Source organism: Paenibacillus sp. GYB003 (assembly GCF_036577625.1).
In the GTDB taxonomy this organism is placed as follows: domain Bacteria; phylum Bacillota; class Bacilli; order Paenibacillales; family NBRC-103111; genus Paenibacillus_AB.
In genome coordinates this window covers 44,444-59,876 of record NZ_JARBDC010000070.1, presented here as the reverse complement: position 1 = coordinate 59,876, position 15,433 = coordinate 44,444, and the positions used below count along the sequence as shown (strand labels likewise).

At 60.0% G+C, this 15,433-nt stretch carries 14 protein-coding genes and 1 other annotated feature; of the genes, 12 read left to right on the top strand and 2 right to left on the bottom strand.

What is annotated here, in order from left to right:
• The first annotated feature begins 352 nt into the window (after positions 1-352).
• The 3 genes from PV407_RS23295 (at position 353) to PV407_RS23285 (ending at position 3,195) form a co-directional block, all read left to right on the top strand.
• On the top strand, positions 353-1,387 hold the full coding sequence (locus PV407_RS23295) for a stalk domain-containing protein (RefSeq protein ID WP_332092401.1): 1,035 nt from the start codon (positions 353-355) through the stop codon (positions 1,385-1,387).
• A gap of 124 nt (positions 1,388-1,511) precedes the next feature.
• On the top strand, positions 1,512-2,699 hold the full coding sequence (locus tag PV407_RS23290; RefSeq protein ID WP_332092400.1) for a HEAT repeat domain-containing protein: 1,188 nt from the start codon (positions 1,512-1,514) through the stop codon (positions 2,697-2,699).
• A gap of 25 nt (positions 2,700-2,724) precedes the next feature.
• A complete protein-coding gene (locus PV407_RS23285; protein WP_332092399.1) occupies positions 2,725-3,195 on the top strand; it encodes a DinB family protein in 471 nt (156 codons plus the stop codon).
• A gap of 580 nt (positions 3,196-3,775) precedes the next feature.
• Here the strand turns inward: PV407_RS23285 and PV407_RS23280 are convergent.
• Complete coding sequence (locus tag PV407_RS23280; RefSeq protein WP_332092398.1) at positions 3,776-4,618, bottom strand: helix-turn-helix transcriptional regulator; 843 nt, start codon at positions 4,616-4,618, stop codon at positions 3,776-3,778.
• 148 nt (positions 4,619-4,766) lie between these two features.
• Here PV407_RS23280 and fabF point away from each other — a divergent pair, with 148 nt between their 5' ends.
• The 6 genes from fabF (at position 4,767) to leuS (ending at position 11,844) form a co-directional block, all read left to right on the top strand.
• Positions 4,767-6,005, top strand: a complete 1,239-nt coding sequence (gene fabF / locus PV407_RS23275; RefSeq protein WP_332092397.1) for a beta-ketoacyl-ACP synthase II — start codon at positions 4,767-4,769, stop codon at positions 6,003-6,005.
• Between the two features lie 105 nt (positions 6,006-6,110).
• Positions 6,111-7,232: a DUF3900 domain-containing protein gene (locus PV407_RS23270; protein ID WP_332092396.1), complete on the top strand. Its 1,122-nt coding sequence runs from the start codon at positions 6,111-6,113 to the stop codon at positions 7,230-7,232.
• Positions 7,233-7,504: 272 nt separating this feature from the next.
• Entirely contained in the window at positions 7,505-7,924 is a 420-nt protein-coding gene (locus PV407_RS23265; protein WP_332092395.1) for a pentapeptide repeat-containing protein, read from the top strand.
• A complete protein-coding gene (locus PV407_RS23260) occupies positions 7,921-8,037 on the top strand; it encodes a pentapeptide repeat-containing protein (RefSeq protein WP_332092394.1) in 117 nt (38 codons plus the stop codon). The genes PV407_RS23265 and PV407_RS23260 overlap by 4 nt, the downstream gene beginning before the upstream one ends.
• Positions 8,038-8,161: 124 nt before the next feature.
• Positions 8,162-8,767, top strand: a complete 606-nt coding sequence (locus PV407_RS23255) for a pentapeptide repeat-containing protein (protein ID WP_332092393.1) — start codon at positions 8,162-8,164, stop codon at positions 8,765-8,767.
• A gap of 158 nt (positions 8,768-8,925) precedes the next feature.
• Positions 8,926-9,173 (top strand) — a binding site (T-box leader).
• Between the two features lie 220 nt (positions 9,174-9,393).
• Positions 9,394-11,844: a leucine--tRNA ligase gene (gene leuS, locus PV407_RS23250; protein ID WP_332092392.1), complete on the top strand. Its 2,451-nt coding sequence runs from the start codon at positions 9,394-9,396 to the stop codon at positions 11,842-11,844.
• Positions 11,845-11,923: 79 nt separating this feature from the next.
• Here the strand turns inward: leuS and comER are convergent, their stop codons facing one another.
• Positions 11,924-12,757 (bottom strand): late competence protein ComER, encoded by an 834-nt coding sequence (comER, locus tag PV407_RS23245; protein WP_332092391.1) that lies wholly within the window; start codon positions 12,755-12,757, stop codon positions 11,924-11,926.
• A gap of 180 nt (positions 12,758-12,937) precedes the next feature.
• Between comER and PV407_RS23240 the strand changes: the two genes are divergently transcribed.
• The 3 genes from PV407_RS23240 to PV407_RS23230 all read left to right on the top strand — a co-directional run bounded on the left by PV407_RS23240 (position 12,938) and on the right by PV407_RS23230 (position 15,351).
• A complete protein-coding gene (locus tag PV407_RS23240; protein WP_332092390.1) occupies positions 12,938-13,429 on the top strand; it encodes a ComEA family DNA-binding protein in 492 nt (163 codons plus the stop codon).
• Between the two features lie 103 nt (positions 13,430-13,532).
• Entirely contained in the window at positions 13,533-14,825 is a 1,293-nt protein-coding gene (locus tag PV407_RS23235; RefSeq protein WP_332092389.1) for a homocysteine synthase, read from the top strand.
• Positions 14,826-14,838: 13 nt separating this feature from the next.
• Positions 14,839-15,351, top strand: a complete 513-nt coding sequence (locus PV407_RS23230) for a deoxycytidylate deaminase (RefSeq protein ID WP_332092388.1) — start codon at positions 14,839-14,841, stop codon at positions 15,349-15,351.
• Positions 15,352-15,433: the final 82 nt, after the last annotated feature.

Below are 15,433 nucleotides of genomic sequence, written 5' to 3'. Positions count from 1 at the left end.
CTATTGAGCCTCCTTTCGGCCTGTTTTTTTCTAACGGACGCAGGCGCAGCTATTTGGCGAAAAACCGCTTTTGGACGGCGGTTCGGAGCCAATAAGCGCAGGTGGTGTCCGTTACGAGTTGGAAACGGCCGATTTTTGCGAAATAAGGTCCGTGGCGTCCGTTACGCATTCGGAAGCCGACTGTTTTCGCTCATCCTCGAGATACGTCGATGGACGTTTATCTTATTGGCGCAGCGAAGGTCTATTGGAGACGCGGACTTTTCCGAGCGATAAAAAATGCGGCCGAGCGGTCAACTTTTTGCCCGGTTCATCCGTCAACATGTTACAGAGAATGGAAAAGGGGTGAACGCATGTGAAAAAGTCGTGGATCGCGGCAATGGGAGCCGTTGTTGCCGTATTGGTGTTCGTAACGGGCGTATCCGCGGCGGACGGCATCCGGGTATGGGTGAACGGTCGGCTGCTCGAATCGCCGGAAGCCGCGCCGCGCCTGGAAAACGGGAAAGTGATCGCGCCCGTCCGGGAAATGGCGGAATCGCTCGGCGCGAAGGTGGAATGGGACGGCGAGCGCGGGGCGGTGCGGGTGACCGCGCCGGAATCGGAGTCGCTGCAGCGGCAAATTCGTCTGCTGCAAAGCGCGCTGGCGGCGAAAACGCCGGAAGCGGCGGTCGATACGTGGGCGAAAGCGGTTCAGACGCGCAACGGCGCGCTTCAGTACGCGATGCTGTCCGAGCGGCAGCGGGAGCTGCAGCGCGAATCGCTGGAAGCGGACGGATGGGTGACCGGAACGTCCAGCCCCTGGCTCGAACGGTACCGCATAAGCAAGGCGGAGTCGAACGGCGACGGCTCGAAAACGTTCCGGGTGCAGTTCGATTACCGCTCCTCGACGGATATTCGGGAGCCGGAACGGTGGGACAAAATCGCTTCGTTCCCCGTCATCGTCCGCGAGGAAGACGGCTATTGGCGCATTTCTTCGTTTCCGACCGAGTGGGCGTATCAGTCGGTCGTGCTGCCGAACGGATTGCCGTTTTCGGAGTATGACGGCATTTATGAAGGGGCGGACGTCCGGGCGCAGTTTCAGCGGCTCGGCGTGGCGGCCGCCGCCGGCGCCAAGGAGGCGGTCGGCAATCACGCGGAAATCGTCAGGCAGGAGCCGGCCGAGCTCCCGGTCGGCAAGGCGATCTTTATGGAAGTGAAGCGTACGCCGCCGGCCGCCGCGATGTCCGACGCAGTGACGACCGAGCTGTGGTTCGTACTGCTTCGCGACGACCCGGAGCGGCCGGATCTGAAGCGGGCGTACTGCCTGACCGGCGTCGTGACGGGCGACGGCGACAAGGCGTACGACGAGCTGAAACGGCTAGCCGCGACGTGGAAGCTGATCGAAAATTGAAACGATGCGCCCGCCGTCCGCGGGCGCATGTAAGCGCGAGCAAAAAAAGCGGCCGGGGAGGCTGCTTTTCGTTCGTTTGTACGGTATACTTGTCTTACGATTTTGAAGATAAGGTAGGGTGACGATGAATCCTTTCACAGATTTCGGCAGCATGGGACGGTTTTATTTGGACAACGAATCATACGGCGCCGCCGCCTTTTCGTTTCACCGAGCCATCGTTCAGGACGCGACGAACGCCGACGCATGGAACGGGCTTATCATGTCGTTCACTTTGATGCGCCGGGAGGAGGACGCGCAAACCGCGCTCGCCCGGTACGCCCGGCAGGAAGGGCTTCCGTTCGACAAAAACCTGGTGACGTTCGCCATGATGATGTTCCAGCGCAGCCCGCTCGCGCTGTCCGAATGGTTCCGCGCGATGTCGAAACGGTTCGGTCTGAGCGGCCAGGAACGGGACAATTACGCGCAGCTCGCGGACGAAATGGAGCAGGGCTACCGCGCTCTGGAGGAAAAGCAGGGCGAGGCGCTGCTGAAGGCGCAAGGGGTGCTCAGTCTGGAGGAATTCGCCGGTCGGACGATGGAGCTGGACGTGCTGACGGGCGAATCGCTCGACTCGTTGTTCAGCCGGGTGCAAGGATGGCTGAACGAAGATACGGATTCCGCCCTGAACGCCGTCAGGCTGCTCTGCATGGTGCCGGACCCGCGCAGCGAGAAGCTGCTGCGCCGCGTTTGCCGCAACGAGGACGCGAACGGAAAAGTGATTACGCAGGCGCTTCTGTCTTTGCGCTGGCTCGGAGTCCGGGGCAACATCAAAATCCATAAAATGGGCGAGCCGTACGTCGTCAACCTGGACGATCCGCAGCCGGAGCTGACGATATCGGTCCCCGCCGCCTACAAGCCGGCGCTCGACCGGATGAAGCTGTGGATCGCCAAAGAGCAGGGCGTCGTTACCGCGGAAGAGTACGAACGGCACGCTTCGACCGACGAGCCGGAGCTGCCGGCCGATTTGGCCGAAAAGCTGGCGAACGCGGAAATACCGGCCGTCTGGCAGGAAGTCGTGCATACGCTCATTCGCGCATCCTACGACCACTATTATCCGTTCGTCCCGACGATTCGCAACACCCGGGAATGGAGCAACGCCTTCCTTCTGCTGATCAAGCAGTACGTCGAAGGGATCGGCGAAGTTTGGCCTTACGGCGAACCGGAGCGGGACGAAACGGCGGCGCTGCACCGCAACTGGATGCTGAGCGCGTACCCGGATTTCCAGGCGTCGATCGAAGCGGCCGGCAAGCTTCGGGCCATGCTGCCGAAATAAGTTTTCAAGCGAAGGGGTGTTATCGATGGAAGCGATGATTTTCCGGCTGCTCGACATGAGCCGCAGCCGCACGCTGCAAATCGCCGCAGATGTGACGGAATCGCAGGCGGACGTCGTGCCCGAAGGGTTCAACAACAATATCCGCTGGAATTTGGGACATATCGTAACCGTACAGGAGCGGTTCGCGTTTCGGCTGATCGGGGAACCGATGGACTTGCCGGAGGAGCTGATGAGCTTGTTCGTTGGCGGCACGAAGCCCGCGGATTGGCAGACGCCGGCGCCGGGGCTCGCGGAGCTGCGCACGCTGCTGGAGGAGCAGCCGGAACGGATCCGCAAACGGATCGAAGGCCGGCTGGACGAGAAGCTGAAGGTACCGTTCAAGGAGCTCGACCGGCTGGCCGACGTGCTCGCGTTCGGCGTCGGCCACGAGGGGCTGCACGCCGGCTACATTCAGGCGCTGAAAAGAGTCGTCGCCCAAACGGAGAGCGGCCGTTGACTTTTGAAACTAAAACCGACGGGGCGCGCGCGATCGCGCTTTGTCGGGTTTTTTGGCGTTTCCTGGCCGGAGACGGTGCCCGTAAGCCGCGGGTCCATGGTCCGATTCCGGGCGCCTTTTTTCTTTCGTTTACACAATATCGAACCTGGAAATCCGGCTTCGATAACGATTGCACGGTTCGCTAGCCCTATATCGGAGAAGTCGATGGCGGCGGTCGCGGGAGCTTTCGGCAAAAGAACGAACCCAAGTATAGTCATAGTGAACATGAATACGCTGTTTTGCCGGTTTCCATCCGTATTTCGAAAAGAATGAATTTGATTTTATTAATGCGGAGTCCAAGTTCGCTATTAGTAAAATGGATTTCTTATTGCTCCGTTTCCGCTATTTTTTGATCGAAATAACGATTTGACGTTCGTTATTACAGAATTACGGTTCGCTATGCTCCGGAACGTCTTTGCAGTCGGAAAGAATCGCTGCATGCGGCTTCAAAACGGACAGTCAGGGTAGTTCTCCCTGACTGTTTTCTGTCTCGCAAATAGCGAATCGGCGGCTCGTTCGCCTCCGAATCGCGCCCGGCCGTTTATTCGCCCAGACGGTCCATCAAACGCTTCAGCTTCGCTTCCGTGCCGGAGCCGGCCGAAGGGGTATAGACGCTCAGGCGCAGGTCGGATTGTCCTTGAACCTGCATCGACGTAAGGTCGAACAGCATTTTGCCCGCCTTGGCGTGGCGGAACTCGATGAGCACCTCGGGCGCCGAGCTGACGTCGTTAATGTCCCACAGCTTGCGGAAATCGCCGTTCTCCCGGCTGAGCCGCTCGACGAAGTCGCCGTACCAGGCGTCCCCCACGTATTTGCCGTAATAATACCGGAATATCGCCAAAAACCCGCGCACGAACTGCTCCCAGTTGACGGCCAGCGCCCGCAGCTCCTTCCTCGTAAACAGCAGCCAGATCAAGTTGCGCTCCTGGGGAGGCACCTGGGCGAAATCCATAAAAACGGATGCGGCCGCCTTGTTCCAGCCGACGATGAAGCATTTGCGGTCCGACACGATCGTCGGGCATCCGCGCAGCTCGCCGACGATCAAGTCGAGCGCCGGCGACATTTCCGCCGGAGGCGCTTCGGCCGGCGCGGGCGCCGATTGCTCCATGGCGAGCGAAAACATATAGTCCCGCTCGTCCTCGTTCAGCTGAAGCGCGTAGGCGATCCGCTCCAGCACTTGGGCCGACATCCGGATGTCGCGCCCCTGCTCGAGCCAGGTGTACCAGGTCGTGCTGACGCCCGCGATCTGGGCGACTTCCTCCCGGCGCAATCCCGGCGTTCTCCGCCGTCCGCCCGCCGGCAGTCCGACCGATTGCGGCCCGAGCTTCGCGCGGTGCGCGATCAAAAAGGCGGACAGCGCCTTCAATCGTTGATCGTCGTTCATATCGTTCCTCCTCGCATGTCGCTCGCGGTCGCGGCGTTTCCGTTTGCTTTCCTATCAGTAATTATACCAGGATAACCTATAACTTGTAATAGGATAAATCTTGTGACATGCTAATGCTATCGACATTGACAAAGGAAGGATGATCAACGTGAAACGGGTCGTCATTACGGGAATGGGCGTCATTACGCCGATCGGGCAAAATGTCGAAGCGTTTTGGGACGCTTTGACCGCCGGCCGGTCGGGCATTTCGGCGATCGACGCCTTCGACGTTTCCGCTTATAAAACGAAAATAGCCGGGATCGTGAAACATTTCGATCCGGAGGCGGCGATCGGCCGCAAGGAAGCGCGGCGGATGGACCGGTTTTGCCAATTCGCGGTCGCGGCGGCAAAGCAGGCGCTCGACGACGCGGCGCTCGGCGCGGCTTCGGTCGATCCGGAACGGATCGGCGTCTATATCGGCTCCGGGGTCGGCGGCATCCAGACGATGCTGGACAACTACCGGACGCTGCTGGAGCGCGGTCCGGGCCGGGTCAGTCCGACGCTCGTTCCGATGATGATCGCGAATATGGCGGCGGCGCAGGTGAGCATTTTGAACGGCTTCAAGGGGCCGGTGCTCGCCCCCGTCACCGCCTGCGCGGCCAGCAACAACGCGATCGGCGAAGCGTTCAAGCTCATTCAGCGCGGCGGCGCGGACGCGGTCGTGGCCGGCGGCGCGGAAGCGACGATCGTCGATTTGTCGCTCGCCGGCTTTATCAATGCCGGCGCGATGTCGACGTGGAGCGGGGAGCCGGAGAAGGCGAGCCGCCCGTTCGACAAGGAGCGCGACGGCTTCGTGGCGGCCGAAGGCGCCGGGATCGTCGTGCTGGAGTCGCTGGAGCACGCCGTGCGGCGCGGCGCCCGCATCCATGCGGAAATCGTCGGCTACGGCGTCAGCGCGGACGCGTATCATATGGTCGCGAGCGATCCGGAAGGGGACGGGGCGTACCGCGCGATGCGGGAGGCGCTCGCGGATGCGGGCCTGTCGCCGGATGACGTCGACGCGATCAACGCGCACGCGACCGGGACGGAGATCGGCGACGTTTCGGAAACGAAGGCGATCAAGCGGCTGTTCGGTCCGAAGGCGTACGAAATCCCGATCAGCGCGAACAAATCGGCAATCGGCCACCTGCTCGGCGCGGCCGGAGGCGTCGAAGCGGTCGCGCTCGTCAAAACGATTCAGGACGGCATCGTGCCGCCGACGATCAATTTGCATCATCCGGACCCGGAGTGCGACCTCGATTACGTGCCGAACGAGGCGCGAAGCGCCCGCGTCGACGTGGGCCTGTCGAGCTCGTTCGGCTTCGGCGGCCACAACGCGGTCATCGCGCTGCGGAAGTACGGCGGCTGACCGTTATCGTCCGCGGGTATTCCAACGGGAGACCATTTTTGGTAAAGTAGACTTCGTAGCTTTTGGGCTCGGAAGCGAAGGCAGCGAAGAAGGAGCGTTCTACCCGTGGATTTTTACGTTCAATATTTATCGTTTTTCGTCATTCAAACCGAGGATCAATCGTCCAAATCGTACAAGCATTACCAAACGCTCGACCGCGAAGCGTACGAGACGAGCGAACTGAAAAAGTTTTTGGACGGGGAATTCGCCCGCATCGTCAAACGGAAAGCGGAACGAAATCCGTTCTCGGAGCAGGTCCCGACCAAGATCGGCCGGTTTATCGTGGAGCCGGGCTTCGAGCTGGCGGGCAATCCGAATTATGCGCTGTTTCAGCGAATCCGCTTCGCGGAGGACAGCCAGCAGTTTCTGTATGCGAGCGACGAGCTGGTGCGGGCGTACATGGACACGAGCGCCGTTCGCGGTGGCGCGCTGATCGTCGTGTCGGCGAAACTGAGCAAATGGTTCGACGATCCGATCCTGTTCGTCATGAAGTGCGACTTCGAGCCGAAGATCGCCACGATCGCCGACGAAAAAAGCTTGGTCCGGCACGTCGATATGGCCATCAGCGCCAAAAACATCAAAGCGATCCAGTACCCGCACATTCCCGAGGAAGGGATGCTCGAGGAGTGGGAGCTGAAGCTGCACCAATCGTCGCACGCGCGCTATTTCGAAGATTTTCTCAAGTTCGTTTCGTACGAGCCTTCGGTGCCGCAAATCGTGAACGAGCAGGTGCTAGGCATGGTGCACGAGTATATGGAGCAAAAATGGCACGACCAGCCGGCCGAGCACGAAGGCAGGCAGCGCGAGGCGGAGGAGATCGAGCTGTGGGCGGCCAGCGAGCAGCGGGAGCTGCAGCAGAAGTGGAGCCACGAGCAGGTCTCCGAGGCGGCGATGCGCATCGTCGAGCGCCAGCCGGAAATCGAGCTCAAGTTCAAGCTGGACGGGGTAACCGTTCGGGCGCTGCTCGCCGATTACGGGCAGTCGGTTCACGTGGCGCAGCTTCACGGCCGGTACGTGCTGCTGATCGAAGGCGATTCGTTTCAATTCGAGAAAGGATTTTCGCCGGTCGAGCTGCTGCACCCGGAATCGTTCGAGGACGTGGCGCGGAAGCTGATCGAGAAGCCGGCGCCGGCGCCGGACGGCACTTTTGCCGGCGGGACAGGCGGAGGCGACGGCGTGCCGTGGTAAGCGGCTTTGCCTTTACCGGCCGAAGGCATGCTGCGAAGCGCGGATGCTATTGGTTGTCGAGAGAGTTCGGCCCGCACGTTTTTGCTGTCATGGAGCTTCTTCTCCTTCCGGGGAGGGGCTCTTTTTTGCATCCGGTCGAGCCGGAGACAAAGTTGATACGGACTCTAGACAAACGAACGTATGTTTGGTATGATCGTTTCAAACGACGTCGAATTCCTGGATTTTCCAAATGCTCATCCGCTTTTCGCCAATCGTTAGGAGGGAACGAAACGATGACCTTCAACATCGACGCTCCGAATATTCCCGACGGCCTGACTCTCATCACCGATGAAGTAAGCTCGCTTCGTTCGAAGGACGAATATCGTCTCGGAGCCGTCGTCGATACCGTCATCGACGGTCGCGAAGCCTCGAAGGTTTCGTTCGACAAAGTCGCGTTTGCGAACGTCACCGTTACGGAATCGACGCTCAACGGCGTCGAGGCGACGGACGTCGCGTTCGACAAGTGCGATTTTTCCAACGTCGGCTTCACCTATTCGTTTTTCCATTGCGCGGAGCTCCGCAATTGCAAATGTATCGCGACGGATTTCACGAGGAGCCGCTTTCGGCACGTGCTTTTTTCGGCTGCGTCGGCGATTACGCCGCATTCCGCTTCGCCGCCTTCAAGCGGGTTTCTTTTGAAGGCGATTCCTTGATCGGCGCCGACTTTTTTCAATCCGCCTTTCAGGAGATACGGTTTGCGGAATGTCGGATCGATCAAGCCAATTTATCGGGCTGCAAGCTGGAAGGAATCGATTTGAGCGATTGAGAATTCGACGGATTGACCGTGGAAATCGAAGATTTGCGCGGCTGCATCATTTCTTCGCGGCACGCTTTTTCGTTCGTCAATTTGCTCGGACTGATCATGAAATGACGGATCCGGAGGTTGCATGATGGAGCAGCATATCGATCGGCGCTATGAAGCGGTTGTTTTCAGCGGACGGGACTTGAAGGAGAGCGAGTTCGTGAGCTGCACGTTCGAACGGTGCTCGTTCGCCCACGCTTCGTTGGAAGAAATTCAAACGAACCGCTGCCGGTTCGTGCATTGCGATTTTCAAGGCGCGATGCTGAACGCGTCCGTACATGCCGGCTCGGCTTTCGAAAACTGCAGTTTCGTGAACGCGAACCTTTTCGTCGCCACATTTACCGATTGCAAAATGACGGGCTCCGACTTTTCCAATGCGAATATGGACGGCATTACGCTGACGAACGGCGATTGGTCCTATACGAATCTGCGGCAAACGAGGCTGGCCAAGCAGCATCTGCGCAGCATCCGTTTTGTCGAGGCCGATCTGTACGAGGCCGATTTGGCGAAAGCGGACTTGCGCGACTGCGATTTGACGAGAGCCGTCATGGCCAAAACGAAGCTGCAGGGGGCGGATTTGCGCGGCGCGATTATGGACGGCGTCGATTTTAAATCGTTCGACGTGAAGGGCGTACGGATGGACGCCGCTCAGGCCGTCGTTTTTTTGCGCTCTTACGGCGCGAAAGTCGATTGAGGGCTTCGGCCTCCTTATGGCCCGACTTGAGGCGGGCGTCGTGGAAGCCGGGCTGCGCAAGGGGATGACGGATGCGCGGTATGGCGGTCACGGGGGAGGAAGGTTGCTTGACTTTACCGCTCGGAACCCTTTATAATATCTAAAAAGTTCTATATCGAATACAAGCTTTGACAAGGAACAGTAGCGAATTCACGTTTCGCAGAGAGCCGGCGCATGGTGAAAGCCGGTAAACGGGAAGAGCGAACTCGCCTTCGAGCCGACGGCATGACCCGGAAAGCGCCTTGATGCGCCTATTCGGCAAACCGGATCGTTGTCCCCGCGTTAAGGGGTAAAGTGGGCGCCGATCGAAGTACGGTCACGCGCCAACTAGGGTGGTACCACGGGAAACAAACCTCTCGTCCCTAGCGTTTGCGCTAGCGATGGGAGGTTTTTGGTTTGTTCGGGCAGCCGTCGCGGCGCTCGACGGGACCGGGTAGAATAGCGGAATGAAAGTACGCTATTGGAGCGGGACCATCGGCTTGCCGGTGCTATAGCGGAACCGCGTTCCGTTATCGGCAGAGGGCATGCCGGGACCGCACTGCAAAGCTTTGCTTCACTTTTTGGGGTATCTAAGGGAGGAAACGCATATGACGCAGCAAACGGGCTCGCCGAAAGAAGCGCAGGGCTATAACCCGCAGGCGATCGAGCCGAAATGGCAGCAATATTGGGAAACGAACAAAACGTTCAAGGTGCTCGAGCAATCGAACAAGCCGAAGTTTTACGCGCTCGACATGTTCCCGTATCCGTCCGGAGCGGGCCTGCACGTCGGCCATCCCGAAGGGTATACGGCGACCGACATCGTCTCCCGCTACAAGCGGATGAGAGGCTACAACGTGCTTCACCCGATGGGCTGGGACGCGTTCGGGCTTCCGGCCGAGCAGCACGCGCTCGATACCGGAAAGCATCCGCGGGACATCACGTTCACGAACATCGACAATTTCCGGCGCCAAATCAAGTCGCTCGGCTTCTCGTACGACTGGGACCGCGAAATCAGCACGACCGATCCGGCTTATTACAAATGGACGCAGTGGATTTTTATCCAGCTGTACAAAAAAGGTCTCGCCTACGTGGCGGAAGTGCCGGTCAACTGGTGTCCGGCGCTCGGCACCGTGCTCGCCAACGAGGAAGTGATCAACGGCCTCAGCGAACGCGGCAACCATCCGGTCATCCGCAAGCCGATGCGCCAATGGGTGCTGAAAATTACCGAGTACGCGGAACGTTTGCTCGAAGATCTCGAGGAGCTGGACTGGTCGGAAAGCATTAAAGACATGCAGCGCAACTGGATCGGCAAATCGACCGGCGCGGAAGTCGTCTTCGACATCGACGGACATGCCGGCCGCAGCCTGACCGTCTTCACGACCCGCCCCGACACGCTGTTCGGAGCGACCTACTGCGTGCTCGCGCCCGAGCACGAGCTTGTCGCCGCCATCGCGACGCCGGAGCAAGCGGCCGCCGTCAAAGCGTATCAGGACAAAGCGGCGATGAAAAGCGATCTCGAGCGCACCGATCTCGCCAAAGAAAAAACCGGCGTCTTCACCGGCGCGTACGCGATCAATCCGGTGAACGGCGCGAAAGTGCCGGTCTGGATCGCCGATTACGTGCTCGGCGGCTACGGGACGGGCGCCATTATGGCAGTGCCGGGCCACGACCAGCGCGACTGGGAGTTCGCGAAGCAGTACGACTTGCCGATCGTCGAAGTCGTGCAGGGCGGCGATCTCGCCAAGGAAGCGTATGCCGGCGACGGAGCGCACGTCAATTCCGGATTTATCGACGGGCTGAACAACGAACGGGCGATCGCCGCCATGATCGAATGGCTCGAGGCGAACGGCAAAGGACAAGGCAAGACGACGTACCGTCTGCGCGACTGGCTGTTCAGCCGCCAGCGTTACTGGGGCGAGCCGATTCCGATTCTCCATCTCGAGGACGGCACGATGAAGCCGGTGCCGGAAGACCAGCTGCCGCTGCTGCTGCCGGAGGTCGACGAAATTCGACCGTCCGGAACCGGCGAATCGCCGCTGGCGAACGTGACCGATTGGGTCAACACGGTCGACCCCGAAACGGGCAAGCCGGCGAAGCGGGAGACCAATACGATGCCGCAATGGGCCGGCAGCTGCTGGTACTACTTGCGGTTCATCGACCCGCATAACGACAAGGCGCTCTGCTCGCCGGAGCTGCAGAAGGAATGGCTGCCGGTCGACCTGTACATCGGCGGAGCCGAGCACGCCGTACTCCATCTGCTGTATGCGCGCTTCTGGCACAAGGTGCTGTACGATCTCGGCGTCGTCGCCACGAAGGAGCCGTTTTACAAGCTCGTCAACCAAGGGATGATTCTCGGCGAAAACATGGAGAAAATGAGCAAATCGCGCGGCAACGTCGTCAACCCGGACGACATCGTAAACGAATACGGCGCGGATACGCTGCGACTGTATGAAATGTTTATGGGGCCGCTCGAAGCGACGAAGCCTTGGAATACGAACGGCGTGGAAGGCTCGTTCCGCTTCCTGAACCGGATTTGGCGCTTGTTCGTCGGCGAGGACGGCTCGCTGAACGGCAAGATCGGCGGCGAAGGCAGCGAATCGTTCAAACGGACGTGGCACCGGACGATCAAAAAGGTGACCGAGGACTACGAGGCGCTGCGCTTCAATACGGCGATCAGCCAGCTGATGATTTTCGTCAACGAAGCGTACAAAGCGGAGTCGCTGCCTCGCGAGGCGATGAACCATTTCGTGCAGATGCTGGCGCCGATCGCTCCGCACATCGCCGAGGAGCTGTGGGAAAAGCTCGGCCACACCGAGACGATCACGTACGCTCCGTGGCCGACGTACGACGAAGCGCTGACGGTCGACGACGAAGTCGAAATCGTCGTGCAGGTGAACGGCAAAATCGCCGATCGGGTCAAAATCGCGAGCGACACCGACGAAGCGGCGATGCAGGAAATCGCCCTCGGACTCGATAAAGTGAAGGAAGCGACGAACGGCAAGACGGTGCGCAAAGTGATCGCCGTCAAAGGCAAGCTTGTCAACATCGTCGTCGGATAAAAGAAGAACGGACAGCGGCACACAAAAGCGGCCGGCCTCGCCTAGGAACAAGCAGTTCCGAGGGCGCAGGGCCGGCCGTTTATTCTGGTGCGGTGTCGAAAAATTGCTGCTCCACTTTTTCCACGTCTTCTTCGTACTTGGCGTGCGTCGCCTGGAGCAGCCGGACGAACGTCGAGTCGAGCTCCCGGTCCATCAGCTCGAGCCCGGCTTCGATAATGCCGCCGGGCACGGCGACGCGCTGCTGCAGCGTCTCCGGCGTAAAGCCTCCTTCGGTCAGCAGCTTCCCGGTGCCGAGCACCATCTCGGAGGCGAGCCGGGTCGCTTCGGCGTGCGGGACGCCGGCCACGTATACCGCGGCGTCGACGAGTTTTTGCACGAAATAGGCGAGAAAGGCGGGGCCGCAGCTGGATATGTCGGATGTGACGCGCGTATGCCGCTCGGAGACGCGAACCGGTTTGCCGATCATTCCGAGCAGCCATTCCAGCGAGTCGCGTTCGCGTTCGTCCAGCCGCTCGCCGAAAATGCACAGCGTCGCGCCGCTGAGCACGCCGTTCGTAATGCTCGGAATCACTTTGGCGACTTTGCAGGGAAGCGCCGACTCCAAATGTTTCAGCAGCACGGGACTCGTAATCGAAATGACGAGCGTATCCGGCGATACGGCCTCTTTGATTTCGTCGATGACGGTTTTGAAGACGAGCGGTCTGACGCACACGAAGACGGTATTGCAAGCCGCGGCGACTTGCCGGTTCGTCGGGGCGACCGTCAGTCCGGGATATTTCGCGGCAAGAAGGTCCGCCTTTTCCCGGGACCGGTTGCTTGCCATAATCGAGGACGGCTGCACCGCCCCGGAACGTATGAACGATTCGATCAGCACCGTACCCATGCTGCCCGTTCCGATAAAGCCAATCTTCATGCCGCGTATCCCTCCCGGAGAAGTAGACGGTATAAACCGAACGGTCCCCATTCGAAAATCGAACGACGGTCGTCGCCCGAAAGCGTCCGGCCCGCAATTTCATTTATGTATATGAACGGCGGGAAACGTTTATGCCGCTTTCGGCGCGCTGTAAATAATCGCGGTGAAGGAGGAAAAGCCATGTCAACGAATCGAAGACGCAGCTGGCTCGTCGCGGCGGCGATCTGGGGGAGCGTCGCGGCGCTGCTTTGGACGACGAGCGCGCTGCTCCGCGGGAGCGACACGATCGCGGAAGGGCCGCGGATCGTCCGCAACGGCGACCTTGCGGAGCTGTTCGCGGGTCGCGCGCCCGGAGAAGCCGCCCCGCCCGCGCCGGACAAGACGGCGAATGCGCAGCCGAGCGGCTCATCCGTGCCGCCGGGCAGCCCCGCCGATGCGGCCGCGGCGCAGGCGCAGTCCGGCTCCGGAGCGAACGCGACCGACCTGAACCGGGCGACTGCGGCCGAGCTGGACAAGCTGCCGGGAATCGGCCCGTCCAAAGCGAAGGCGATCGCCGAATACCGCGAGCGGGAAGGGCCGTTCCGCTCGATCGACGATTTGAAAAAGGTGAAGGGCATCGGGGACAAAACGTTCGAGTCGCTCAAGCCGTTTATTAAAGTCGAGCCGCAATAAAGAGACGTTCCGGCACAGGTTGTCTTTTCATCTGCTGGAAAATATGAGACAATATTGTCGTTATCCATCATCGGTCATTTTTGAAGGAGGAAACCGTTATCCTATGAGCGAGCAACGCAAACTTTCCCTTGAAACGCTGGCGGTTCACGCCGGCCAGGAAATCGACCCGACGACCCTGTCGCGGGCCGTCCCGATTTACCAGACGACCTCTTACGGTTTCCGCGATACGGAGCATGCGGCCGATTTGTTCGCGCTGAAGCAATTCGGCAACATTTATACGCGTCTGATGAACCCGACGTCCGACGTATTCGAGAAACGGATCGCCGCCCTCGAAGGCGGAGTCGGCGCATTGGCGACTTCGTCCGGACAAGCCGCCATCACGTATTCGATCATCAACATCGCCGGCGCCGGTGACGAAATCGTGGCGTCCAGCACGCTGTACGGCGGCACGTACAATTTGTTCGCAATCACGCTGCCGAAGCTCGGCATCAACGTCAAATTCGTCGATTCGTCCGACCCGGAAAACTTCCGCAAGGCGATTACGCCGAACACGAAAGCGCTGTACGCCGAAACGATCGGCAACCCGAAGGGCGACGTGCTCGATATCGAGGCGGTCGCCAAAGTGGCGCACGACAACGGCATCCCGCTTATCGTCGACAACACGTTCCCGAGCCCTTACCTGCTTCGCCCGATCGAGCACGGTGCGGATATCGTTGTTCATTCGGCGACGAAATTCATCGGCGGGCACGGCACGTCGATCGGCGGCGTCATCGTCGACGGAGGCAAGTTCGATTGGAAGGCGAGCGGCAAATTCCCGGGCCTCACCGAGCCGGACCCGAGCTATCACGGCGTCGTTTACGCCGATGCGGTCGGACCGATCGCCTATATCATTAAAGCCCGCGTCCAATTGGCCCGCGACATCGGGGCGACGATTTCCCCGTTCAACTCGTTCCTGCTGCTGCAAGGATTGGAGACGCTCCACCTGCGGATGGAACGGCACAGCTCCAACGCGCTCGCCGTCGCCAAGTTTTTGGAGTCGCATCCGGGCGTCGAATGGGTCAGCTACACGGGCCTCGAGAGCCATCCGTCGTACAAGCTGGCGCAAAAATATTTGCCGAAAGGCCAAGGCGCCATTTTGACGTTCGGCATCAAAGGCGGCGTCGAAGCGGGACAAAAAGTGATCAACAGCGTGAAGCTGTTCTCGCATCTGGCCAACGTCGGCGATTCGAAGTCGCTGATCATTCATCCGGCCAGCACGACGCACAGCCAGCTCGAAGGCGAGGAGCTGCTGTCGACCGGCGTTACGCCGGGCATGATTCGTCTGTCCGTCGGCACGGAAGGGATCGACGACATTTTGCACGATCTCGATCAAGCGATTCGCGCCAGCCAGCAATAAAGGAAGGCGCGGCATGAGCAGACGGAAAGATTGGGACACCTACTTCATGGATATCGCCTATATGGCGTCGACGCGATCGCAATGCCCGCGCCGCCGCGTCGGAGCCGTGCTCGTGCAGGGCAAGAAGCTGCTCGGCTCGGCCTACAACGGCGCGCCGATGGGCGTGCCCGACTGCTCCGAAGCCGGCTGCATGCTTGTGGAGGAGTACGAGGTGAAGCTCGTCGACGGCCGCGAGGAAATGGTCAAAAAGCAGCGATGCATCCGCACGATTCACGCCGAGCAAAATTTGCTGCTGTTCACCGACCGCAGCGACCGGGAAGGATCGACCGTCTACGTAACCGATCAGCCGTGCTGGACGTGCGCCAACATGCTGGCGAACAGCGGCGTGACGGAAATCGTCTTTCACCGGCCGTACCCGAAGGATAAAGACAAAGTAACCGAAATGATGGTGACGCGCGGCATCCGGTTCCGCCAGCTGGCGGACTACACGCCGCCGTCCGGCATCGCAAGCGACGTAACGAACTGACCGGCGGGCGCGGCGTCCGTACGGCTCGCATCGAATGACGACGCTATCTATTTCGAGTGAGGAAGCACCTCTTCAGACGAAG